The organism is Pseudomonas sp. RIT-PI-S (genome assembly GCF_025642975.1).
Classification (GTDB): domain Bacteria; phylum Pseudomonadota; class Gammaproteobacteria; order Pseudomonadales; family Pseudomonadaceae; genus Aquipseudomonas.
In genome coordinates this window covers 61895-84352 of sequence record NZ_JANZKJ010000019.1, presented here as the reverse complement: position 1 = coordinate 84352, position 22458 = coordinate 61895, and the positions used below count along the sequence as shown (strand labels likewise).

Sequence of the window (22458 nt, the reverse complement as noted above, 5' to 3'; positions counted from 1 at the left end):
CCAAGGCCCAGCACCCGCCGCAACGTGCAGATGTGCACCTGAAGGTTGTTCTCTTCGACCACCAAGTTCGGCCAGACCCGCTCGAGCAACTCGTCCTTGGTTACCAACCGCCCCGGCGCCTGCAGCAGCAACGCCAGCACATCGAAGGCGCGCCCGCCCAGGCGCAAGGCCTGGCCGTCGATAAAGGCCTCGCGGCGCTCCAGAAAGATAGAGGCATTACCTAGCTGGATCATGGGATTTCCGCGTTATCCGAGCGAGACGGATGATGGTCGGTCAAGTTCATGAACGTTAGTGCATCGTTTGACGCCCGGCAATCATACCCGGGGATGACGCCCGCGCCGGGAAATGAGCACAGCGGTGCAATAAGCATTGCCCCTCGCCGTGGATAGTCAGCAGCAACCTTTACCGCTGCTGGAGCTTTGCCATGACCACCCAGGTAACCGCTTCGTCCGGCGCTGTTCCTTATCAGGTGAGCTTGTCTGATGGGGTGCACCAGTGGCTGGCCGATATCGCCCAGGCAGACACGGAAAACGCCGGCCCCGGGCCCCATGAGCTACTGTTGTCGGCGCTTGGCGCGTGCACTGCGATCACCCTGGGCCTGTACGCCAGGCGCAAGCAACTGCCATTGGAGGGTATCCGCGTTGCGCTGGATATCGTCGCTGAGGAATCCACGGGTACCCGGATCGAGCGCAGGATCGCCCTCGAGGGGAACCTGGAAGATGCTCAGCGCCAACGGCTGTTGCAAATCGCCAATGCCTGCCCGATCCACCGGCTGCTCAGCGGGCCGGTAGCTATCGACTCGCAGCTGGCGCCCGTTTAACCCTTACCCACGCACTGGAGGCAAGAGCATGAGCACATTCACTACCACTGACGGCACTGAGATTTATTTCAAGGACTGGGGCTCGGGCAAGCCCGTGCTGTTCAGCCACGGCTGGCCGCTGGACGCCGATATGTGGGACTCGCAGCTGCACTACCTGGCCTCGCGCGGCTACCGTGCCATTGCCTTCGACCGTCGTGGCTTTGGCCGCTCCGATCAGCCCTGGAACGGCTACGACTACGACACCTTCGCCGATGATATCCATCAACTGATCGAGCACCTGGGCCTTAGCGAAGTCACCCTGGTCGGGTTCTCCATGGGCGGTGGCGACGTGAGCCACTACATCGGCAAGCATGGCACCGCCAAGGTCGCTGCATTGGTATTGCTCGGCGCGGTCACGCCGATTTTCGGCCAGGCCGAAGACTTCCCGCAGGGCGTGCCTAATGACGTGTTCGAAGGCATCAAGGCCGGCTTGCTGAAGGATCGCGCGCAGTTCATCAGCGATTTCGCCGCACCGTTCTATGGCACCAACCAAGGCCAGACGGTCTCCGAGGGCGTGCTCACGCAAACCCTGAACATCGCCTTGCTGGCTTCGCTCAAGGGCACTGTCGATTGCGTAACGGCGTTCTCCGGCACGGATTTCCGCGAAGACCTGAAGAAGGTCGATGTGCCGACGTTGGTGATCCATGGCGACGGGGACCAGATCGTACCGTTCGAAACGACCGGGAAGTTAGTGACGGACTTCGTGAAGCACGCCGAGCTGAAAGTGTACGAAGGGGCGCCCCACGGTTTCGTGGTGACTCATCAGGATCGCCTCAACGAGGACCTGCTGAGCTTCCTTCAGCGATAGGTTTCTACCGATCGCCGGCGTTTTCCACGCCGGCGGTTGTGCACCAAGGTGATGCGTTTCAGCTTTTTTTGCGCCTGTGACCGCGGTCACATTTGGGCCAACCCCCCGAAAATGCTGGCCCCGGTTACATTTGCCGGATTTGCCGGTCCCGCCCGATACAGACCAATCGTGTGAACCCCATGGTAGAGCGCTCAAGCATGGTCTACGCTGCTGGTTAACAATAAGAAAACAGTAGAAGGATGTTTGCCATGCTTGACTATAAGAAAACCCATCGCTGCCTTCTTGCCGACGTAGCCTCCGGCCAATGCACCCATCGCGGGCAATTGACCCAGACCTTGCAAGCCTTGGTGCTCGCGGGCTTTCTTCGCAGTGAACGCGTGTATAACCCGGACCGGGCGATCGTGTTCAGGCTAACGTTGACACCCGCGGGGCATGAGTACCTCGCTGGGCTGTGGCATTGAAGGAAAATCCCGGGCCGGCACTTCGCCGGCCCTCTGCTATTAGGCTACGGCCTAGTCTCCCGCCTTCGGCAGCGCATAGGCCATGATGTAATCCCCTGGCCGGGTGCGCAGGCCGCCATGGCCACCCGCCGCGATCACCACGTACTGTCGCCCATCCGCCCCCTGATACGTCATAGGCGTTGCCTGGCCCCCGGCCGGCAGGCGCTCTCGCCATAGCTCACGGCCGCTGCCGGCCTCGAACGCACGCAGGTAGTCATCGGCCGTCGCCCCCATGAACACTACGCCCGAGGCGGTGTTTAAGTTGCCGCCGATGTTGAAGATCCCGGTGGACAGCGGCAGGTTGAAGTGCAGGCCAAAGGGCCCTGCGTCGCGGGTGGTGCCCACGTCACGCCGCCACAGCAGTTGGCGGTTTTTCAGGTCCACCGCTGCCATCTGGCCCCACGGCGGCTGCTTGCAGGGCGCGCCCAGCACGCCCAGCCATGGCTCCACCGTGACCACATAAGGCGTGCCGTACTGTGGGCTGATCGCGAAATTTTTCGGTCGCGGCGGCTGGCCTACGCCATTCCAGGGCTCGACGGTGCCATCGGCCTCGGCCTGCTCGCGCGGCACCACCTTGGCGGTGAACGGGATATAGCTGAGGTTGGCGTATAGCCGCTGGCGCTGCGGGTCTACGCTTGCCCCGTGCCAGTCGATCACCCCATCGAAAGCCGGGTATACCAGGGTTTTACGTTCCAGCGAGAACGGCGTGAAGGCGCCTTGGTAATTGAGCCGCTTGAAGTCCAGCCGGCACAGCAATTGGTCTACCGGGGTAATTCCCCACGCGTCCTTCTCCCGTACTTTAGGTGGGGCGAAGCTGGGCAAACCTACCGAATAGGGCTGGGTCGGCGGTGCTGGGTCCTCCGGCAGCCCGCCCTGCGGCGCGGGGCGCTCTTCCACGGGGGCGATAGGTTGGCCGGTCAGCCGGTTGAGCAAGAACAGCTCGCCGCGCTTGGTAGTCTGCACCAGCGCCGGGATCGGCTCGCCACCTGCGCCGGGGATGTCCAGCAGGGAAGGGCCGATGGGCACGTCCATGTCCCAGAGGTCATGGTGCAGTGTTTGGAAACTCCAGCGCGGCGCGCCGGTTTCGATGTCTACGGCCACGACCGAGCTGGAATAACGCTCATCGAACGGCCGGCGCTTGGCGCCGTAATAGTCTGGCACTGCGTTACCGGTGGGCAGGTACACCAAGCCGTGCTCCAGGTCGGCGGTATAAACGCCCCAGGCATTAGGGGTGCCGGGGGTGAACTGCTCGTCCGCCGCTGGATGTTGAATCGCCTGCTCCGGGCGGCCCACATCCCAGGCCCAGAGCAGCTCGCCGCTTACCGGATCAAAGGCGCGCACGGCGCCGGACGGCTCGTTGGTTTTCTGCCCGTCGTAGATCCAGCCCCCGAGTAGTAACCGGCCCTTGGCGACCATGGGCGGCGAGGTGATGAAGTGGAAGCCCTTCGGTACCTCGCCTAAATGCGCCCGCAGGTTGACGAAGCCATGTTCGCCGAAGCCCTCGCACAGCGTGCCGGTGGTCGCATCCAGGGCGAACAGCCGGGCATCGGCGGTGGTGGAGATGATCCGCTGCGGGCAAGGCGTGCCTGCCGGTGCCTCGTAATAGGCCACGCCCCTGCAGGCTAGGTAAGCGTTATTGGAGGTGTCGTTCTGCGGGGTGAAGCGCCAGCGCTGCGCGCCTGTTACTGCATCCAGCGCGATCACCTCGCGGTGCGGCGTACAGATATACAGGCTGTTGCCGACCTTGAGCGGTGTGACTTCGAAGTTGAATTCATAGCCATGGCTGTTCTCGCCGTCTTTGGGCAAGTCCCCAGTGCGGTAGCTCCAGGCCAACTTCAGTTGGTTAACGTTCGCCGGCGTGATTTGCCCCAATGGTGACCAACGATCGCCCGCCGGGGTGCCGCCGTAGTAGCGCCAATCCTGGCCGGTGTCGGCTGGGCCAGCAAAGCCTGCCATCACCTCTGGCAAGCCCTTGGTGTCGGGTTCCGCTGGCTTGTACGCCACCAGCGCCACGATGATCGCCAACGCTGCCAGCGGCACCCACAGGTAACGCCGGTTTGATACCGGGCCGCTGCGGTCCAGCCCACGCTGAACGATAGGTAACAACAGGTAAAGGCCCAGCAGGGTCGGAATCAGCACCCGAGGGACCAGCGCCCACACATCCAGGCCGACCTCCCACAACGCCCAGGCCACCGTGGCCAGCCATAGCAGCCCATACAACCGCACTCCCAGCCGCCGGCCTCGCCACAGCAAGCCGCCGCTGAGCGCCAGCGTCGCACCTGCCAGTGCGTAATACCAAGACCCGTCCAGGGCCGCCAGCCAACCGCCGGCGCCCAGCATCAGCAGGCCGAACAGAATGAACAGCGCGGCGGTGAGCCGGGGTGGGGAGGTGGAGGAAAAGGGCATGGCTCGGGCGCTCCGCTTGAAGATGACGGTTGGATCAGCCTGGTGACGGGAAGGTTCGGAGCTGAGCAAGGTGTCATATTGGGCGTGGGCGAACCGAGGGCAGCGCAGCATGAACGTTCGTTCAGCCAGCGTGATAGAGGCGTGCGCGGCAACCAGCGCAGCACAGCCATACAATCCGTGTGCGCTGCTTTGGCATAGCTTCCGTGGCTGTACCGGCGCCCTGTTGAAAGGGGCGCCCCTTTCATCTTGCCTGAGCCGTTATTTATGCCTAACCCACTTTTGAAACCACTGTGCGCCGCGCTGGCGTTGTCTGCCTTGGGCAGCCTGACCGCGCAGGCCGCCACCGCCCCGGTGGCCGTTGCCGCGCAATACGACACCAGCCATGTGTATGTGGCGCCCGCCGATGTCGACCCCTTCGTGAAGAGCTTCCTCGCCACTTTTGGCGGCAAGAGCACGCCACAAGTGGTGGTCAATGTGCTTCCGGTGCCGAGCAGCACTACCTCACAGCTGCTGCAGACGCCAGTGGGCACGGTATCGCTGTTTGGCTTCACCACGCCTGTGCCCTATCCGTTCGGCGCCGAGCGCAACGGTTACCTGGTCAAGGACATGGACGCTGCCCTCGCCGCCGCTCGGGCCAACGGCGCCGATGTGATCGTGCAGGACTTCCCCGACCCCATCGGCCGTGATGCGGTGGTGCAGTGGCCCGGTGGCGTGAACATGCAGCTGTACTGGCACACCAAGACGCCAGACTACGCCGCCTTCCAAGCCATCCCCGAGAACCGGGTGTACGTGTCCCCCGACCGCGGGGATGCCTTCATCAAGGCCTTCATGGGCTTCGCTCACGGCAAGCTGGTGGCCGACGACAAACGCGCCGCCGGCGAACAGTTGGGCCAGCCCGGGAAGACATTCCGCCGGGTAACCCTCGCTTCGGATTTCGGCCACATGACCGTGCTGATCACCGATGGGCACCTGCCATACCCCTACGGGCGGGAAACCACCGGCTATGAAGTCGCGGACCTGGCCGACACGTTGACCAAGGCCCAGAACTCGGGCGCCAAGGTGATCGTTCCCGCTGCGCGGCAGGGCGAGCGCTCCGCTGCCATGGTTGAGTTCCCCGGGGGTTATGTGGCGGAGATTCATCAGCTCGCCGTGGGCAAGAAATCCTGACCTTGGAGGGCATGCTTATGCGTCAGCGCCTCCCGCGTGGTACCTGCGCGTGGGCGGTCGCGGCGTTGTGGCCACTGGGTATTTCCAGCGGCCATGCCGCCGAAGCCGCCACCGCTATCGAACGGCCGGCCATTAAAGCCAACCGCTGGCAAGAGGATTGGTCTGCGCTGCAGGCACCGAGCCTGCGCACCGAACCGCTGGACGGGCTCAAGTACATCGAATTGCCCGGCAACGACCCCCAGCGTTACCTGTCGCTGGGCGCCACCCTGCGCGACCGCTACGAGATGAACGACGCCAATGGCTTCGGCACCCGCGGAGCGCGCGATAGCTGGGTGATCCAGCGCCTGCAGGTGCACGCCGACCTGCATTTGAACGAGCACTGGCGGCTGTTTACCCAGCTCGAAGATGCCCGTGCGTTCAACAAGAAAACCCTTGGCGGTGCCGACCAGAACCATCTGGACCTGCGCCTGGCGTTCGCCGAATACGTGAACACCCTGGGCGAGGACACGTTCAAGGCTAGGGTCGGCCGGCAGGATTTTGCCTTCGACCTGCAACGTTTTATCTCCAGCCGCGACGGGCCGAACGTGCGGCAATCCTTCGATGCGCTGTGGGCCGACTGGGAAACGCCACAGTGGCGCTTGATCGGCATTGCCAGCCATCCGGTGCAGTATCAGGACGAGCGACATTTCGACGATAAATCCAACTCAGCGGTGGCCTTTCACATGGTGCGCGCCGAGCGCCTGGTGGGCGGCAAGAACGAGCTGTCTGCCTATTACGGCCTGTATGAAGAGCGCGACGCCGGCTATCTCGACGCCGAGGGCGATGAACACCGGCACATCTTCGACGCCCGCCTGGGCGGTAGCGCCGGGGGCTACGACTGGGACCTTGAGGCCATGCTGCAGGGTGGCTCGGTCGGCACCAAGGACATCCGCGCCTGGGCCACCGGCAGCCGCCTGGGCTACACCTGGAAAACCGCAGCCTGGGCACCTCGCGTGGGGCTGCAACTGGACGCCGCTTCCGGCGACCGGCATACCGGGGATGGAAGCCTCGAGACCTTCAACCCGCTGTTCCCCAATGGGTATTACTTTTCCCTGGCTGGTTATACCGGCTACAGCAACCTGTACCACGTGAAGCCTTCGGTTACCGTCAAGCCAACCGTGGGATTATCGGTGCAGGCAGCGGTTGGCTTGCTCTGGCGGCAAACCACCGAAGACGCCGTGTACACCCAGCCTGCGATACCCGTGGCCGGTACCGCAGGGCAGGGTGGACGCTGGACTGGCTACTACGACCAGATCCGCGCGGACTACGCCTTTAACCGGCATCTGTCCGGGGCGATCGAGGCGGTGCATTACGAGGTCGGCCCGGCCCTGCGCGAGGCTGGCGGGCACGACAGTAACTACCTGGGCATAGAAACGAAGTTCATGTGGTAGCCAGCTGCCCGGTGGCCGGTAAGCCGTGCTGCAGCGCGGCATCAGCGCCGCCAAGCTCGCTTGCGCGGCTGATTGTCCCTTTTAAAGAACCAATGTAGTTCAATTATGGTGGATTGTTCCTTTGCGCTTGGATGCCCAGAATGGCAACCACACCGCAGCCAACCACCACCGGCCAGCGCGGATGAATTTCAACCCTCCCCACTGCCTTTCAAAGGAAATGAACATGTCCAAGCGTGAATTGCTTAACCCAACGAATGCCGCCCTGATCCTGATCGACCATCAGCCGCAAATGGCCTTCGGTGTGCAGTCGATTGACCGTCAAACGCTGAAGAACAACGCAGTCGGCCTTGCCAAGGCAGCCAAGATCTTCAACGTGCCGACCATCTACACCTCCGTGGAAACCGAAAGCTTCAGCGGTTATATCTGGCCCGAGCTGCTGGCGGTGAACCCCGGTGCCAAGCCGGTGGAGCGTACCTCGATGAACAGCTGGGAAGATGCCAAGCTGGTCGACGCAGTGAAGAGTACCGGGCGCAAGAAACTGATCATCGCCGCGCTGTGGACCGAAGTCTGCCTGACCTTCCCGGCCCTGGAAGCGATGGAAGAAGGCTTCGAGGTGTACATCGTCACCGACGCCTCCGGCGGTACTACCCAAGAGGCCCATGACATGTCCATCCAGCGGATGATCCAGGCGGGTGCCGTCCCCGTCACCTGGCAGCAAGTGCTGCTCGAATTCCAGCGGGACTGGGCGCACAAAGACACCTACAACGCCGTGATGGATCTGGTGCGCGAGCACAGCGGCGCCTATGGCATGGGCGTGGACTACGCCTACACCATGGTCCACAAGGCTGCGCAGCGTACGCTGGGGTAAGCCGGGCTAGATAAAAACCCGCCGGGGGCGCTCCGGCGGGGTTTTCTGCGTGACACAGGTTTTGCAAGTGCTGCTGGCAGCTCAATCTCTGATCGAATCGTCCGTGATCACCCACCCGTTCTCGAGCAGCCGATCTCTTAACTGGTCTGCCAGCGCCCAGTTTTTCTCCCGCCGCGCCTGACGGCGTTGGTCGATCAAAGCTGCGACATTTGTCGGGGCAGGCAACTCATCTCGTTGCTCCCGCGCCAGGTCCAGCCCCAATACCTGGTCAAAGCTCGCCAGCGTGGCGCGTTTGTCCGCGGTTGAAACGTTGCTTTTTATCAGTGCCCACGTCACCGACAAGGCCCGAGGAAGATTCAGGTCCTGATTGACCTCGCCCTGAAACCGCTGTTCGAACTGCGGGTTGACGTTACCGCCCTGTGGATAACTGGCATAGGCCTTCCGAAGTCGGCTCAGCGCAGTGGAGGCGGACGCCAAGGCGGCTTCGCTGAAGCGTAAGGTGCTGCGGTAATGCGCGGTCAGGCACAAGTAACGATAGGCGAGCGGGCACAGGCCGCGATCGGTCAGCGATTGCAACCTCAGGCAATCCCCGGCGGATTTGGACATTTTTGTGCTTTGCAGGGTGAGGAAGTAACCATGCATCCAGAAGTTAGCCGGCCGGGTGCCATGGCATGCCTCGCCCTGGGCGATCTCATTGCTGTGATGCACGCTGATATGGTCTTCACCGCCGCAGTGAATATCGAACCAGGAGCCGAGGTATTTGGCGGACATCGCAGAGCATTCAATATGCCAGCCCGGAAAACCGATACCCCAGGGGCTGTCCCATTCCATCTGCCGTGTGCTGTTCTTGGGGCTGAATTTCCATAATGCAAAATCCGTCGGCGACCGCTTTTCCCCGGTGCTGACGCGCGCGCCAGCGCGCAGGCCTTGGGTATCCAGGCGCGCCAGGTAGCCATAACTGTCCTGACGCGTGGTGTCGAAGTAAATGCCATCGGCCGTTCGGTAGGTGAAGCCCTTCGCCTCGAGTACCCGAATGAAATCGATCTGCTCGACGATGTGTTCCGTGGCTCGGCACCAGAGGGTCGGCTCCAGCAGGTTCAAGCGGCGCCAGTCTTCCTGGAAAGCTTCGGTGTAGCGTTGGGCGATAACCGCGGCGGGGAGCCCGCTTAAGCGACTGCCCTTCTCCATCTTGTCCTCGCCCTCGTCAGCGTCAGACGTCAAATGGCCAACATCCGTGATGTTCACAATGTGCCGCACGTTGTAACCATTGCTTTGCAAAACCCGGCGCAGCACGTCCTCGAAAATGAAGGTGCGCAAGTTGCCGATATGCGCGTAGTCATAAACAGTAGGCCCGCAGCAATAGAGGCCAACCTGGCCTGGGACCAAGGGTTCAAATAGACGCAGGCCACGCGTCCAGGTGTCATATAGGACCAGGCTCATCAATCACTTCCTTTTTTCGATTGCCTTGCAACAAAAAAAAATCGAACTCAAAAAAAAGGCCACCGGTCGTTGACGGGTGGCCTTGGGGATCTGCGCGCAGCGCTAGCCGCACAGTCCTTTCGGCCGGGCGGGACAGCAGGTAGAAAATGAGTTGGAACGTGTGGGGATCGTCATGCAAGTGAGCCTAGCGTTGGCTGGTGGGGGCCGTCAATGTGGCTGATGCTCAGGCGACCGGCCAGTGAGACTGAAGCACGGGTTCCACCACTGGATGGCGGTCGATGTGCAACAGCGCCTGGTAGAAAGCCGGCCTAGATGTTTTCAAGTGCTCACGCGTGCCACTCCACTGCGTTACCACGCATGCCAGGATCTCCGGCGCGCCAGGCTGTTCCGGGTGCCAGGCAGCGGTTTTTGCAAACACATCGCTGAAGGTATCCCAATACTCATGCAGGCGCGCCTCCGCGCCGTCCGCCAGCTGCTTGAGCGTGTCTTCCTCGGCGTTCGGCAACCAGCGCTCCGGGTAGTCCGTAACGCCAATGGCGGCATAACAGTTAGCCGCGATATACACCAGGGCGCGCAGCTGTTGAGCCCGTTCGGCAGGCGCTTGAGCGAGCAGCGCGGCGCCGGGAAACTCCAGGCCCAGGTAAGTCAGTATCGCGGCGCTCTCGCTCATCACGCTGCCATCGGGAAGTTGCAGCGTAGGCACTTGCATCAGCGGGTTGAGGCGTTTGAGTTGCTCGCTGCCATTCCCCTCCAGCCAGGAACTGGCGCTGGTCAAGTGGTACTCGATACCGCAGCGTTTCAGCGCGATTTCGATGGCGGCCGAGCCGGAGCGTTTTGTGCCGAAGAGTGTGTACATGGCAAGTGCCTGTGCGGGGCGATGTGGCTGGAAGTTAAAACCACGAAAGCGGGGTTCGCCACTCTGGAACCCCCATTCGCGGGATAGGTCTAGTGCTCAGTTGTCCCATCCCGTCGCATCGAGGCACACCGTGAATATTTTTGAAGCCCTACGTGAAAGCCATGAGCGGCAGCGCAGCTATGCCGACGCCTTGATCCAGACCCATGGCGACAGTGCCGAGCGGGCAGAGGCCTATGAGCGCCTGAAGGCCGAACTGCAAGCCCATGAAACGGCGGAAGAACGTCACTTTTATATTCCGCTGATGGCCCATGACAATGGCGTGGACCTAAGCCGGCATGCCATCTCGGAACACCATGAGATGGACGAGATGATGGAAGAGTTGGATGAGACCGAAATGTCCAGCCCTAGTTGGCTGGCGACGGCCAAGAAGCTTTCGCACAAAGTGCACCATCATTTAACCGAGGAAGAACATAAGTTTTTCCAGGCCGCCGGTAAGTTGCTCGATGCCAAACAGAAGACAAGCCTGGCCGAGCAGTACCTGGCCGAATATGAGCAGATCCTGGAGCAAGCCTGACCGATACGCTGGTTAATCGCGCAGGCGGGTGCAGGTGCCATGCTCGGCATGCGCCAAGGCTCGGCCATGGCACATCCGTGGCGGTGGGAGCGCTTATAGCGAGGGCGTGGTGCCCTGGCCGAACCTCACGCCCTGAACAGGCCGGGCCTCCCTGAAGGCGGCCGTTTCCCAAAGCAATTCCGGCCTATAAGCCTCCGCTAGCGTGGCCAGTGCCAGCACCACCGGTGCCGCGCAGATGCAGATACTGCTACCGCAGCCAGCCAACCTCCCGAGGCGCTACGGGACCTACAGGCCCATGGCGCGGATTACGTCGGTCATTCGTCAAACGTATTCAAGGCCCAGCGTGGGGCGGGAAGGGAGCCCGTTTCGGTTGCTTCATTCACGGCCGAGCGGGCGGCATGCCAAGCAGCTATGGCCGGCAGGGGAAGGAGGGGCTAGAGAAGGAGCAACAACCAAGCTCGAGGCAGATTCGAGCCTGGTCGCGATTTATAGAGAAGCTCTTGGCGTTGATCCCTTCGTGCTGTTGCAGAAGCAGTAGCAAGCCAACGGTCACTCTGACCGGCGCGTGAGTTGATTTGGGCTGATAGAAAAGACTATGCAGCCCTGAGTAGAGATCCTGCTTCGGCTCTATCGATTGTGGCGACAGGCTTGGCTGCGGGCGCTAAGGGTCAGTTGATGGGTGCGGTTGTTTCCTTTCTAAGACGCTTCATGTAGGACAGGTCGAAATATAGATCGGAGCTACCTGTTGCGACATGCCGGCAGCTCCATAACGCCTGCCTGAAACCGGCGCTGTCGGTAACATTGTCCAAGAGTACCAACAGTTGGGGCACACTGAGGAACCAGCAGTGGAAGAAGGGTTGTCTAACGTCGCTCCCGCCTGAACGGAGCTCAATCAATTGCTCGCGAATTTCCGCTAGCGCCTCGTTGATTCGTTGAAAGCCCTTTTTAAGGTTTGCGTCGGACGGAGTGAAGGTCGCGTTCAACGTTCCTTCTAGGAATTGCTTGAGTAAGATTCGATCCTGGAAGCTGCCGAAGTCCAAGAGAGTGACTGCTACCCGTTCAACCTCTCGCTCGTTCAGATCAATGCAGGAAATCGCCCCCTTGCTCTCGAGGTGCAGGTGCCCGTCCTTGCGTAGGCGCACCTCATGCCATCCGGCCTGAGCCTGAGCGGCAAGAAGGCTTCCAGCGAGATCCAATAGAATATGTGCATCAGAGCCCGCTTTGGCTTTTCGTGTTAGTGGCTTCTTCTTGATCTCAGCAAAAATTATCGTTTCGTCTGTTTCCAGCGCAAGATCGCATTCGCCATGCTTCCCTCCGGAGTCGTAGTCACCACCTTTGGAGCAGATCCCGTGCGATGTAAACTCGCTCTTCAGGAAATCCTCAATAGATAAGCCAATCTTCTCATCAAGGTCTTTCATATCAGCGCGTAGCTGTGTCAGTAGCGCCTCCAAGCAAGCTGGTGCACAGACTGAGCGATCTAGCAATATAAATTGCCGGCCGGAAGATCGAATCAGCGGACGGAGGAAAAAATCTTGGCCTGAACTCTTTTGGGCTGAGGTTGGCGCATCAGTGGGGAGTGAGAAGTTTTTGTTTGCTCCGGTACATGGGTGGCTCAACACATCATCCAGAATCTTCGCAACGACGTTTGACGGAGTGTCTGGGCAACCGCGTCGGATCTCGGTCTCTGTTATGAAGATAGGGCCTCGTGCATCAAGGGATGGACTTAGCAAGTATCCAATGACCTCTAGGACTTGGTTTACTGACCAGCCTCCCTTGGTTGGTTCGCTCAAGTCAAACCATCCGAGCATGCCGCGAGCGATCTTAACGACATCCGACGGTCGCATTTGTGGTATGCGAAATAGAGTGTCGTAGAGCGCCATCTCTTGTAGGTATGGTACAAGATCAACGGCATCCATCGTGCCGTAGAACGTTGGTGCATAAGGCTGCACATTGATGACCGCAGCGTAGGCCTGAGCAAAGGCGCGCAGCTTGTGCCAGTGAGCATCAGTCGTAATGTAGGGCTTACGACCCTGAATATGTTTGGCAGCTAACTGGAGCAGATAACCCCAGGGCACCTGTGGCTGGCCTTCTCCCGTTGCAGAAATCCTCCGGACAATGTGATAACGCTGTTGCTCAGGATCAAAGTCCTTCGATATGTCTGCGAAGATTCGGCGTGCCACATTGACTCCGCCCATGGAGGAGACCAACTGTTCAATATTGGCGACAAGGGCCGTTTCAGATTCTGGTCCGAAGCCTAATTTTCCCGGTTCGAAAAGAATTGAGTATCCCGCATCACGTAGCGCGCGCGCCGCTTCTGCCACCATGAACTCACGGGCATAGGTCATTCTGCGGTTCTCTGATCCCCAGCTCTGGATCTGCACATGGTCGAATGCGGTCCGAACTGCGGTATCCCAGTCGCCTTCGATTGTGGTGCGCGAATTGTCGTCAGTGCGCACCGCATCTCGGAGATGCTCAAGGACCTCAAAGTAAGGATCGAGTGGAGCATTCAAGAGTGTGTGCTCTCGAATGAGATCTGTCCGTAATGATTGGCAGGCTCGCCAAACTTCAGCGTGGCCGGAGGTGAAGCAATCGCGAATTCTGGCGTACAAGGCGTTGGATACAGCGGAGCGTGTATAGCTTGAACCGTGCTCAAGCCCTACATAATCGTAGAGGTGCTGAAGGTTTTCCTGGCAGGCCATAATGGCCGGAGGAGAGCGGTCAACAATCTGTCGAAAGGTCGTGAGGTCCATGTCCTGTCCTGATGAGGGCGGCGAGTTCCTGCCGTCTAGGGGCAGCGCAATCTTACATGGTCCGATCTTTGTGATGACTCATTCCGAGCTATCTCTAATGGTCCTGGTACGTATGGGCTGGTGTATGGGCTGGCGCGGCTTTAGTGTCGGAGGTCCCTAACCGCGTTGCGTTCAGGCATTAAAAAGCCGGCTTGTGGCCGGCTTCTCGTTGGTAGGTCTGGCCTATTTTTGGTAGGCCGTACCCACCTCAAAAGGTAGGTTGCTTTCGCATGATGCGACAGCGGGCGGGCTGGCGGGTAGCTGGCTCGCCGGGCGCGGGCTAGAGGCCTGCGCTGAAGTGGCGCACAGGATAGCGGCGTGTGTCGGGGTTGGATAGAGGGAATTTTCCAAACGCTGGCAAAACCCGTCACTCGTAGTGTGTTCGCAAGGCTTTGCTTGTGCTGACGGCCCTGGGCGCGCGCAGAGCGTTGCGCCTTCGTAAAACCTTGAGCCCATGAAAAAGCCCCGGCGAGTACCGGGGCTTTTTATACCTGCAGCGAGGCTATTACTTGTAGGCAGCCACGGCCTTGGTGATCTCGGCGCGGGCTTCGTCGGCGTTGCCCCACTCCTTGAGCTTGACCCACTTGCCTTTTTCCAGCGCCTTGTAATTCTCGAAGAAGTGCTGGATCTGTTGCAGCAGCAGCGGCGGAAGGTCGGTGTATTCCTTCACCTCGGTGTACAGCGCGGACAGCTTGTCGTGCGGAACGGCCAGAACCTTGGCGTCGCCGCCGCCTTCGTCGTCCATGTGCAGCACGCCGACCGGGCGGGCGCGGATGACCGACCCTGGCACTACCGGGTAAGGGGTGACCACCAGCACGTCCAGCGGGTCGCCGTCGTCAGCCAGGGTGTTGGGGATGTAGCCATAGTTGGCTGGATAGAACATCGGAGTGGCGACGAAGCGGTCCACGAACAGGGCGTCGCTGTCTTTGTCGACTTCGTACTTGATCGGCGCGTGGTTGGCCGGGATCTCGATAACGACGTGGATGTCGTTCGGCACGTCCTTGCCGGCTGGGATTTTGCTGTAGCTCATCAATGGTGCTCCCGTTAACAGTCGGATCGTTAAGGCCAGTGTTTGGCAAAAGTGGCGGGATTATAGGCATATCCCTAATACGGCGCCACGCTAGGACCACCATCGGCGCTAGCGGTTGCACCCTGAACGCATCAAGACTGTTCGGCGCTGGAGTGCGCGGCTCCCGAGGCGTGCAGCCGTTGCAACGGATCTTGTCGATAGAAGGCCTGCAGTTGCTGATACACCGCGGGGTAGGCGGCTATCAGCAGGTCCGGCGCGCTGAAAAAATATTCGCTGGCTACGGCGAAGAACTCCGCTGGGTTTTCTGCCGCGTAAGGGTCGATAGGGGTTTGAGCGTGTTCGTCGGCGTCCAGTTGCCGGTTGAGGTCATCGAAGGCGTGCTGCATGGCTTCGGCCCACTCGGTTACGCGCATGTGGTGATGCAGTGGCGGCAGGCCATTGGCGTCGCCGTTGAGCATGTCCAGCTTGTGGGCCAGTTCGTGGATCACCAGGTTGTACCCATCCCAGCCGCCGCTGGCGGCGACCCCGGGCCAAGCGAGGATGACCGGGCCTTGCTGCCAGGCTTCACCGCTGTGTTCGGCGTCCCATTCATGCTCTACGCCGCTAGGATCGCGGTGGCGCTGAGGGCTCAGGAAGTCGTCCGGGTAGAGCACGATCTGGTGAAACCCCTTGTACCAGCCCAGCTCGGCCAGCCCCAGCAGGGGCAGCTGCGCCTGGGCGGCGAGCAGGAGACAGTCCAGGTCAGTCACTTCCAGCCCAGGCAGGGCGGTGAGGGTTTTTTCCGCAAGGAACAACAGGCTGCGCTCGCGCAGCAACAGATCTTGCTCGGGCTTAAGCCCGTCGAGCATGGGCAGCGCCTGGCGTACCTGCGCCCATTGCGCCTCGCTGATAGCGTGGCGGCGCAGGGTGCGTTGGCGTTTCCAGGCGCGCCAGCTCCACATCAGGGCGTGGGCGCCTTCACCGAGCCGCGGCCCAGGCGGGCCCGGGCCAGGCCGATGATCATCGGCAAGAACGACAGCAGCACGATTGCCAGCACCAGCAGGGTGAGGTTGTGCTTGATAAAGGGCACGTTGCCGAAGAAGTAGCCCAGGGTTACCAGCCCGCCGACCCAACCCAGGGTGCCGGCCACACTGAACGCCAGGAAACGCAGGTAAGGCATGCGCGCCACGCCGGCCACGAACGGCGCGAAGGTACGGATGATCGGCAAGAAGCGCGCCAGGGTTACGGTCTTGCCGCCATGGCGGTCATAGAACGCCTGGGTGCGGGCCAGGTAATCGCGGCGAAATAGCTTCGAATGCGGGTTGGCGAACAGCTTTTCGCCCAGCGTGCGGCCCACCACATAGTTGGTGCTGTCGCCCAGAACGGCTGCGGCTATCAGCAGTGCGGCCAGCACCAGCGGGTCCATGCCGCCACCAGCCGCCACGGCGCCGGCAATGAACAGCAGCGAGTCCCCTGGCAGGAATGGCGTCACCACCAGGCCGGTTTCGCAGAAGATGACCGCGAACAAAATGAGGTAGATCCAGCTGCCGTATTGGGTTACGAGCTGGTTGAGGTAAACGTCCAGATGAAGGATGAGGTCGAGCGGGTTGAAGTCCATATACACCTGCTGGCGCGCGGGCCTGTCGAGCAAAAGCGGGCATTATACGGGCGAATACGGCGCAAGCCACAAGCAGGCCGGCGATCAGCGCCGGCCTGCTGTGCTCGTCGGTTAGAAGAAGCCGAGCGGGTTGATGTCGTAGCTCACCAGCAGGTTTTTGGTTTGCTGGTAGTGGTCGAGCATCATTTTGTGGGTTTCCCGGCCAACGCCGGATTTCTTATACCCGCCGAAGGCGGCATGGGCAGGGTAGAGGTGATAGCAGTTGGTCCATACGCGGCCAGCCTTGATGCCACGGCCCATGCGGTAGGCGCGGTTGATGTCGCGGGTCCATACGCCCGCGCCCAGGCCGAACTCGGTGTCGTTGGCAATGGCCAGCGCTTCGGCTTCGTCCTTGAAGGTAGTCACGCTCACCACCGGGCCGAAAATCTCTTCCTGGAACACGCGCATGCGGTTGTTGCCCTTGAGCAGGGTCGGCTGGATGTAATAGCCGCTGGCAAGGTCGCCTTCGAGTTTCTCCACTTGGCCACCGGTGAGCAGCTCGGCGCCCTCGTCCTTGGCGATCTGCAGGTAGGAAAGAATCTTGTCGAACTGCTGCTGCGAGGCCTGGGCGCCGATCATGGTGTCGGTGTCTAGCGGGTCGCCGCGTTTAATCTGCTCGATTTTCTTCATCACTTCCTGCATGAAGGCGCCGTAGATCGACTCTTGCACCAGCACACGGGACGGGCAGGTACACACTTCACCCTGGTTGAAGAACGCCAGCACCACGCCTTCGGCGGCTTTTTCGATGAATGAAGGTTCGGCCTGCATGATGTCTTCGAAGAAGATGTTCGGCGATTTGCCGCCCAGCTCCACGGTGCTGGGAATGATGTTCTCCGCCGCGCATTTCATGATGTGCGAACCCACGGGCGTAGAGCCCGTGAAGGCGATCTTGGCGATGCGCTTGCTGGTGGCGAGCGCCTCGCCCGCCTCGCGGCCGTAACCTTGCACCACGTTGAGCACGCCTGGCGGGAGCAGGTCCCCGATCACCTCCAACAGCACCGAAATGCCCAGCGGGGTCTGTTCGGCCGGCTTGAGCACGATGCAGTTGCCTGCGGCGAGCGCTGGAGCGAGTTTCCAGGCGGCCATCAGGATCGGGAAGTTCCACGGGATAATTTGCCCGACCACGCCCAGCGGCTCATGGATGTGATAGGCGACCGTGTTGCCGTCGATCTCTGCCGCGCTACCTTCCTGTGCCCGCAGCGCGCCGGCGAAATAGCGGAAGTGGTCGGCGGCCAGGGGGATGTCCGCGTTCAGGGTTTCGCGGATGGCCTTGCCGTTGTCCCAGGTCTCGGTGATGGCCAGCAGTTCCAAGTTCTGTTCGATACGGTCGGCGATCTTCAACAGGATCAGCGAGCGCGCCTGTACCGAGGTGCGGCCCCAGTCGTCGGCGGCGGCATGGGCGGCGTCCAGAGCCTTGTCGATATCTTCGGCGCTGGAGCGGGGGAATTCGGCGATGGGCTGGCCATTGATCGGCGAGGTATTGGTGAAGTACTGGCCCTTCACGGGCTCTACGAAGCGGCCCCCGATATAGTTGCCATACCGTTCCTTGTAGGAAACCTTGGCGCCTTCGGTGCCGGGATGTGCGTAACGCATGGGAGTGTCTCCTTGGGTCTTATTGTTGGCGGAACACGCGGGTGAATACACCTTAGTAGAGCAAAGGTCGCGCCACCGCAGGCAAAGGCTCTGCGCCGGGGCTGCACGGTGCCCCCAGCGAACCGGCTGTACCTACCTTGGCGCGAACGGGTTACACCGCTGTGCCATTTTCGATACACCGGCCCCAGCCAGCCGTTGCATTGGTGCTAGCGCTGGAGGATGCTGATGGGCCCGCCCAGGGAGCTATTCCCATGCACAGCGATTCTTCGAGCCGCCACGTGCGGCAAGTCATCAGCGCTGCCCGTACCCTTGCACAAGGGCCGGAGGCAGCGGAACTGGCAGTGACCCGCTCCTGGTTGCGCTGCCTGGATGACTACCGGCTGGACCCTGCCAACCCCGCTGCGCCTTGTGTAGTGGAGCACAGCCGGGTGCTGGAGGGGCGCGAGCGGTTGCGCCAGGTGCTGGGCGTGGCAGACGGCGAAATGAACGACCTGCACCGCCAGCTCGGCGGCGCCGGCCACGCGGTGCTGCTCACGGACGCCAGCGGGATCATCCTCAGTTGCGTCACCGCCGATGCCGAGCGGCGGGTGTTCGAGCAGGCCGGCCTGTGGCTCGGCGCGGACTGGAGCGAGGCCTGTGAAGGCACCAACGGCATCGGCACTTGCATGGTCGAGCGCCAGCCCTTGACCATTCACCGCAACGAGCATTTCCGTAGCCGTCACATCGGCCTGACCTGTTCGGCCAGCCCCGTGTTCGACCCTGCCGGCGAGCTACTCGCGGTGCTTGACGTGTCGGCGGCAACCTCCACGAGCCGGCAGAGCCAGTACCACACCGTAGCGATGGTGAACCTGGCCGCGCGCAGCATCGAAAACGCTTACTTCCTGCGCCAACATCGAGCTGCGTGGCTGCTTCGCGTGCAGGTCCGGCCGGCGCCCGGTGGGCTGCTTTCCGATGGCCTGCTGGCGTTTGGCGAGGACGGTTGCGTGCAAGCGGCGAACCAGAGTGCGCTGAACCTGCTCGGGCGCGGGCGGGAGCAGTTGCTTGGCCGGCCATTGAACGCGGTGTTCGATTGCCCGTTGGCGGCGTTCTTCGACCGCGCCCGCCACGATCCTGCAGCCACCTGGCCGCTGCGCTGCCACGACGGCCGCGCGCTGTTCGCATCGGTCGCAGGCGCGGCGCCGCTGGCGCGCCAAGTGAAGCGGGCGCCTATTCCACAGCCATTGCCGGCCCGCCAACCCGCCCCCCCGAGCCCAGGTGGGCCCTGCTGGGCCGACCCATTGCTGGCCGACGCGTTTCGCCGTGCCTGCCGCGTGTTCGAACGGGACGTACCGCTATTGCTCAAGGGTGAAACCGGCTCGGGCAAGGAGGTATTCGCCCGCGCGGTGCACTTGGCCAGCAGCCGCGCCACCCAGCCGTTCGTGGCGCTCAACTGTGCGTCCATCCCCGAAGGGCTGATCGAGAGCGAGCTGTTCGGCTATCGGCCGGGCAGCTTTACCGGTGCCAGCAAGGACGGCCAGCGAGGCAAGCTGCGCCAGGCCCACGGCGGCACGTTGCTGCTCGATGAGATCGGCGACATGCCGCTGAACCTGCAAACGCGCCTGCTGAGGGTGCTGGAAGCGCGTGAGGTGGAGCCTATCGGCGGGGATCCTGAACCGCTGGACGTACGGATCATCAGCGCCAGCCACCGCGAGTTGCAGGCGCAGGTCAGCGCCGGGGCCTTCCGCGAGGACCTTTACTACCGCCTGGCCGGGCTGACCATTGCCCTGCCTGCGCTGCGTGAGCGGCAAGACAAGCCTGCCCTGCTGGACCACCTCCTGGCCCTGGAGGCGCCAGGCGGGCATACCTGGCTCAGCAGCGAGGCGCGTGCCTGTTTGCTGGCACACCCCTGGCCAGGCAATGTGCGGCAGTTACGCACGGTGCTGCGTACGTTGGTAGCGCTCAGCGACGGCGGCGCGATCACCCTGGCCGAGTTGCCTGCTGAATTCCAGCGCACCGCACCGCCCGGCGCGGCACCTCCGGCGCCCTTGGCCAGTGCCGAGCGCGAGGCACTGCTGGCGGTGCTTGAAGCGCAGCACTGGCAAATCACTCGCGCGGCGCAGCAGTTGGGCCTGAGCCGTAACACGTTATATAGGAAGATGCGTCGTCACGGGCTGGGCCGCGAGCGCTGATCACGGCTCAGGCAGCGGGTGAAATTCTTCTTGGCCTGGGCTACCCTGCCTCGACGTTTTTCGAGGTCGAACATGCATATCCACATTCTTGGCATTTGCGGTACTTTCATGGGCTCGCTGGCGGTCCTCGCCAAGGTGCTGGGCCACCGGGTCACCGGCTCCGACGCCAATGTCTACCCACCCATGAGCACGCAACTGCAGGCCCAGGGCATCGAGCTGACCCAAGGCTACGACCCCGCCCAGCTTGACCCCGCGCCGGACCTGGTGGTCATCGGCAACGCCCTGTCCCGTGGTAACCCCGCGGTGGAGTACGTGCTGAACAAAGGCCTGCCGTATGTCTCTGGCCCCCAATGGCTGGCGGACCACGTGTTACAAGGCCGCTGGGTGCTGGCGGTCGCCGGCACGCACGGTAAAACCACTACCAGCAGCATGCTGGCCTGGGTACTGGAACATGCCGGGATGGCGCCGGGCTTCCTGATCGGTGGCATTCCGCAGAATTTCGAGGTCTCTGCCCGGCTGGGCGATACGCCATTCTTCGTGGTGGAGGCGGATGAATATGACAGCGCCTTCTTCGACAAGCGCTCGAAGTTCGTTCACTACCGCCCGCGCACGGCGATCCTGAACAACCTTGAGTTCGACCATGCAGACATTTTCCCGGACCTTGCTTCGATCGAGCGGCAGTTCCACCACTTGGTACGAACCATCCCGGGCGAGGGGCTGGTGATTCATCCGGCGGATGAAACGGCGCTGGGTCGGGTTATCGGCATGGGCTGCTGGACGCCAGTGCAAACCACTGGCGAAGGGGGCCAATGGCAAGCGCGGCTGCTGGCCGATGACGGTTCCCGTTTCGAAGTGCTGTTCGAAGGGGAGGTGGAAGGGGTAGTGGAGTGGCCGTTGACGGGGCGCCACAACGTCGCCAACGCCCTGGCCTGCCTGGCTGCGGCGCGCCATGTGGGCGTGGTGCCTGCATTGGGAGTCGCCGGGCTATGCCGCTTCCGCAACGTCAAGCGGCGCATGGAAGTGGTCGCCGAAGTCAACGGCGTTACCCTCTACGATGATTTTGCGCATCACCCCACGGCCATTGCCACCACGCTCGATGGCCTGCGCAAGCGGGTGGGCGCGGCGCAGGTGATCGCGGTGATCGAGCCGCGCTCCAACTCCATGAAGCTGGGCGCGCACCGCGACGGCCTCCCTGCAAGCGTTGCCCAGGCTGACCAGGTGATCTGGTACGCACCGCCCAACCTGGGCTGGGACCTGGCCGGAACCTCGGCCCAGTGCCAGGTGCCGGCCGTGGTTGCCAGCAGCCTGGAAGCAATCATCGACCAGGTGAAGGCCCAGGCTACGCCCGGTACCCACGTGGTGATCATGAGCAATGGCGGCTTCGGTGGCCTGCATGGCAAGCTCGCGCAGGCCCTGCGATGAGTGGCCCGGAGCGCATTACCCTGGCCATGACCGGTGCATCTGGCGCCCAGTACGGCCTGCGCCTACTGGATTGCTTGGTCCGTGAAGACCGCGAGGTGCACTTTCTGATTTCCAAGGCGGCGCAATTGGTGCTGGCCACGGAAACCGACGTCACGTTGCCGGCCAAGCCGCAGGCGATGCAGGCCTTCCTTACCGAATACACTGGAGCCAGCGCCGGCCAGGTGCGGGTGTACGGCAAGGAGGACTGGATGGCGCCAGCGGCGTCCGGCTCCGGCGCCCCGGGCGCGATGGTAGTGGTGCCGTGTTCGACCGGCACGCTCTCGGCCATCGCCACCGGTGCCTGCAACAACCTGATCGAACGCGCCGCCGATGTGACCCTCAAGGAGCGCCGGCAGCTGATTTTGGTGCCACGTGAAGCGCCTTATTCCACCCTGCACCTTGAGAACATGCTCAAGCTGTCACAAATCGGCGCGGTCATCGTGCCGGCCTCACCGGGGTTTTACCATCAGCCCCAGACCATCGATGACCTGGTGGACTTCGTGGTGGCGCGTATCCTCAACCTGCTGGACATCCCTCAGGACATGCTCCCGCGCTGGGGCGAGTATCACGTGGGCAATGATGAATAGGGCTTGGCTGGTGCTGATGCTGGGCCTGGCCACCGGCTGCGCCAGCGTGAAGACCCTCGACGCCGCCAAACCCGGCGCGCCGCTGGTGTACGCCGGCACACGGCTGGACCTCTATGCCCTCGATGGCGGCTGCTGCGCGATGGACCGCTTCGGCGCCGAAGCCCCGGCCTGGCCGGCCGTCGACCTGCCTGCGAGCGCACTGCTGGATACCGTGCTTCTGCCGTTCTCGTTGCTGGCTACGTTGGGCGTGAGTTACCAGGCGCAGGGCGGGCTGTAGCGGGACTCA

The 22458-nt window shown here is 62.1% G+C and carries 20 protein-coding genes; 11 read left to right on the top strand and 9 right to left on the bottom strand.

The annotated features are described in order from the left end of the window. Nucleotides 1–233, bottom strand: a 233-nt coding sequence (locus OGL93_RS20830; protein ID WP_263264872.1) for a winged helix-turn-helix domain-containing protein, incomplete at its 3' end; no start/stop codon positions are given. 191 nt (nucleotides 234–424) lie between these two features. Between OGL93_RS20830 and OGL93_RS20825 the strand changes: the two genes are divergently transcribed. The 3 genes from OGL93_RS20825 (at nucleotide 425) to OGL93_RS20815 (ending at nucleotide 2128) form a co-directional block, all read left to right on the top strand. Next, complete coding sequence (locus OGL93_RS20825; protein ID WP_263264871.1) at nucleotides 425–820, top strand: OsmC family protein; 396 nt, start codon at nucleotides 425–427, stop codon at nucleotides 818–820. A gap of 28 nt (nucleotides 821–848) precedes the next feature. Beyond that, nucleotides 849–1667: an alpha/beta hydrolase gene (locus OGL93_RS20820; protein ID WP_263264870.1), complete on the top strand. Its 819-nt coding sequence runs from the start codon at nucleotides 849–851 to the stop codon at nucleotides 1665–1667. A gap of 248 nt (nucleotides 1668–1915) precedes the next feature. After that, nucleotides 1916–2128 carry a hypothetical protein gene (locus OGL93_RS20815; protein ID WP_263264869.1) on the top strand — a complete coding sequence of 71 codons (213 nt, stop codon included), beginning with the start codon at nucleotides 1916–1918 and terminating at the stop codon, nucleotides 2126–2128. Nucleotides 2129–2179: 51 nt separating this feature from the next. Here the strand turns inward: OGL93_RS20815 and OGL93_RS20810 are convergent, their stop codons facing one another. Next, nucleotides 2180–4684: a membrane-bound PQQ-dependent dehydrogenase, glucose/quinate/shikimate family gene (locus tag OGL93_RS20810; protein ID WP_263264867.1), complete on the bottom strand. Its 2505-nt coding sequence runs from the start codon at nucleotides 4682–4684 to the stop codon at nucleotides 2180–2182. A 153-nt stretch (nucleotides 4685–4837) separates the two neighbouring features. Here OGL93_RS20810 and OGL93_RS20805 point away from each other — a divergent pair, with 153 nt between their 5' ends. From OGL93_RS20805 to OGL93_RS20795, 3 genes are all read left to right on the top strand, one after another. Then, a complete protein-coding gene (locus OGL93_RS20805; protein ID WP_263264864.1) occupies nucleotides 4838–5740 on the top strand; it encodes a glyoxalase in 903 nt (300 codons plus the stop codon). Nucleotides 5741–5757: 17 nt separating this feature from the next. Then, complete coding sequence (locus OGL93_RS20800) at nucleotides 5758–7170, top strand: alginate export family protein (RefSeq protein ID WP_263264862.1); 1413 nt, start codon at nucleotides 5758–5760, stop codon at nucleotides 7168–7170. Between the two features lie 223 nt (nucleotides 7171–7393). Further along, nucleotides 7394–8038, top strand: a complete 645-nt coding sequence (locus tag OGL93_RS20795) for a hydrolase (protein ID WP_263264860.1) — start codon at nucleotides 7394–7396, stop codon at nucleotides 8036–8038. Nucleotides 8039–8119: 81 nt separating this feature from the next. On the opposite strand, the gene cysS is transcribed toward OGL93_RS20795, so the two are convergent. Both cysS and OGL93_RS20785 read right to left on the bottom strand, forming a co-directional pair. Beyond that, the gene (gene cysS, locus OGL93_RS20790) at nucleotides 8120–9478 is read right to left on the bottom strand and encodes a cysteine--tRNA ligase (protein WP_263264859.1); all 1359 of its coding nucleotides are present in this window, start codon (nucleotides 9476–9478) and stop codon (nucleotides 8120–8122) included. Between the two features lie 223 nt (nucleotides 9479–9701). Next, nucleotides 9702–10334 (bottom strand): glutathione S-transferase, encoded by a 633-nt coding sequence (locus tag OGL93_RS20785; RefSeq protein WP_263264858.1) that lies wholly within the window; start codon nucleotides 10332–10334, stop codon nucleotides 9702–9704. 130 nt (nucleotides 10335–10464) lie between these two features. Between OGL93_RS20785 and OGL93_RS20780 the strand changes: the two genes are divergently transcribed. Then, on the top strand, nucleotides 10465–10908 hold the full coding sequence (locus OGL93_RS20780) for a hemerythrin domain-containing protein (RefSeq protein ID WP_263264856.1): 444 nt from the start codon (nucleotides 10465–10467) through the stop codon (nucleotides 10906–10908). Between the two features lie 668 nt (nucleotides 10909–11576). Here the strand turns inward: OGL93_RS20780 and OGL93_RS20775 are convergent. From OGL93_RS20775 to OGL93_RS20755, 5 genes are all read right to left on the bottom strand, one after another. Further along, nucleotides 11577–13658, bottom strand: a complete 2082-nt coding sequence (locus OGL93_RS20775; protein WP_065988396.1) for a hypothetical protein — start codon at nucleotides 13656–13658, stop codon at nucleotides 11577–11579. Between the two features lie 544 nt (nucleotides 13659–14202). After that, on the bottom strand, nucleotides 14203–14727 hold the full coding sequence (gene ppa / locus OGL93_RS20770; protein ID WP_263264855.1) for an inorganic diphosphatase: 525 nt from the start codon (nucleotides 14725–14727) through the stop codon (nucleotides 14203–14205). 131 nt (nucleotides 14728–14858) lie between these two features. Beyond that, on the bottom strand, nucleotides 14859–15668 hold the full coding sequence (locus OGL93_RS20765) for a M90 family metallopeptidase (protein ID WP_263264853.1): 810 nt from the start codon (nucleotides 15666–15668) through the stop codon (nucleotides 14859–14861). Then, entirely contained in the window at nucleotides 15668–16324 is a 657-nt protein-coding gene (locus OGL93_RS20760) for a DedA family protein (protein ID WP_263264852.1), read from the bottom strand. The genes OGL93_RS20765 and OGL93_RS20760 overlap by 1 nt, the downstream gene beginning before the upstream one ends. Nucleotides 16325–16435: 111 nt before the next feature. Continuing rightward, on the bottom strand, nucleotides 16436–17956 hold the full coding sequence (locus OGL93_RS20755; RefSeq protein WP_263264851.1) for an aldehyde dehydrogenase family protein: 1521 nt from the start codon (nucleotides 17954–17956) through the stop codon (nucleotides 16436–16438). Nucleotides 17957–18207: 251 nt separating this feature from the next. On the opposite strand from OGL93_RS20755, the gene OGL93_RS20750 reads away from it, so the two are divergent. The 4 genes from OGL93_RS20750 (at nucleotide 18208) to OGL93_RS20735 (ending at nucleotide 22449) form a co-directional block, all read left to right on the top strand. Beyond that, nucleotides 18208–20124, top strand: a complete 1917-nt coding sequence (locus tag OGL93_RS20750) for a sigma-54-dependent Fis family transcriptional regulator (protein WP_263264850.1) — start codon at nucleotides 18208–18210, stop codon at nucleotides 20122–20124. A 72-nt stretch (nucleotides 20125–20196) separates the two neighbouring features. Beyond that, on the top strand, nucleotides 20197–21546 hold the full coding sequence (mpl, locus tag OGL93_RS20745; RefSeq protein ID WP_263264848.1) for a UDP-N-acetylmuramate:L-alanyl-gamma-D-glutamyl-meso-diaminopimelate ligase: 1350 nt from the start codon (nucleotides 20197–20199) through the stop codon (nucleotides 21544–21546). Next, nucleotides 21543–22172, top strand: coding sequence for a flavin prenyltransferase UbiX (ubiX, locus tag OGL93_RS20740; RefSeq protein ID WP_263264846.1), 630 nt, complete (start codon nucleotides 21543–21545; stop codon nucleotides 22170–22172). The genes mpl and ubiX overlap by 4 nt, the downstream gene beginning before the upstream one ends. Then, nucleotides 22165–22449 carry a YceK/YidQ family lipoprotein gene (locus OGL93_RS20735; protein ID WP_263264875.1) on the top strand — a complete coding sequence of 95 codons (285 nt, stop codon included), beginning with the start codon at nucleotides 22165–22167 and terminating at the stop codon, nucleotides 22447–22449. The genes ubiX and OGL93_RS20735 overlap by 8 nt, the downstream gene beginning before the upstream one ends. Nucleotides 22450–22458: the final 9 nt, after the last annotated feature.

Excerpts from the sequence above, each read along its gene's own strand:
- OGL93_RS20825 (WP_263264871.1), top strand. The coding sequence starts at position 425 with ATGACCACCCAGGTAACCGCTTCGTCCGGCGCTGTTCCTTATCAGGTG.
- OGL93_RS20820 (WP_263264870.1), top strand. The coding sequence starts at position 849 with ATGAGCACATTCACTACCACTGACGGCACTGAGATTTATTTCAAGGAC.
- OGL93_RS20815 (WP_263264869.1), top strand. The coding sequence starts at position 1,916 with ATGCTTGACTATAAGAAAACCCATCGCTGCCTTCTTGCCGACGTAGCC.
- OGL93_RS20810 (WP_263264867.1), bottom strand. The coding sequence starts at position 4,684 with ATGCTGCGCTGCCCTCGGTTCGCCCACGCCCAATATGACACCTTGCTC.
- OGL93_RS20805 (WP_263264864.1), top strand. The coding sequence starts at position 4,838 with ATGCCTAACCCACTTTTGAAACCACTGTGCGCCGCGCTGGCGTTGTCT.
- OGL93_RS20800 (WP_263264862.1), top strand. The coding sequence starts at position 5,758 with ATGCGTCAGCGCCTCCCGCGTGGTACCTGCGCGTGGGCGGTCGCGGCG.
- OGL93_RS20795 (WP_263264860.1), top strand. The coding sequence starts at position 7,394 with ATGTCCAAGCGTGAATTGCTTAACCCAACGAATGCCGCCCTGATCCTG.
- cysS (WP_263264859.1), bottom strand. The coding sequence starts at position 9,478 with ATGAGCCTGGTCCTATATGACACCTGGACGCGTGGCCTGCGTCTATTT.
- OGL93_RS20785 (WP_263264858.1), bottom strand. The coding sequence starts at position 10,334 with ATGTACACACTCTTCGGCACAAAACGCTCCGGCTCGGCCGCCATCGAA.
- OGL93_RS20775 (WP_065988396.1), bottom strand. The coding sequence starts at position 13,658 with ATGGACCTCACGACCTTTCGACAGATTGTTGACCGCTCTCCTCCGGCC.
- ppa (WP_263264855.1), bottom strand. The coding sequence starts at position 14,727 with ATGAGCTACAGCAAAATCCCAGCCGGCAAGGACGTGCCGAACGACATC.
- OGL93_RS20765 (WP_263264853.1), bottom strand. The coding sequence starts at position 15,668 with ATGTGGAGCTGGCGCGCCTGGAAACGCCAACGCACCCTGCGCCGCCAC.
- OGL93_RS20760 (WP_263264852.1), bottom strand. The coding sequence starts at position 16,324 with ATGGACTTCAACCCGCTCGACCTCATCCTTCATCTGGACGTTTACCTC.
- OGL93_RS20755 (WP_263264851.1), bottom strand. The coding sequence starts at position 17,956 with ATGCGTTACGCACATCCCGGCACCGAAGGCGCCAAGGTTTCCTACAAG.
- OGL93_RS20750 (WP_263264850.1), top strand. The coding sequence starts at position 18,208 with ATGCACAGCGATTCTTCGAGCCGCCACGTGCGGCAAGTCATCAGCGCT.
- mpl (WP_263264848.1), top strand. The coding sequence starts at position 20,197 with ATGCATATCCACATTCTTGGCATTTGCGGTACTTTCATGGGCTCGCTG.
- ubiX (WP_263264846.1), top strand. The coding sequence starts at position 21,543 with ATGAGTGGCCCGGAGCGCATTACCCTGGCCATGACCGGTGCATCTGGC.
- OGL93_RS20735 (WP_263264875.1), top strand. The coding sequence starts at position 22,165 with ATGAATAGGGCTTGGCTGGTGCTGATGCTGGGCCTGGCCACCGGCTGC.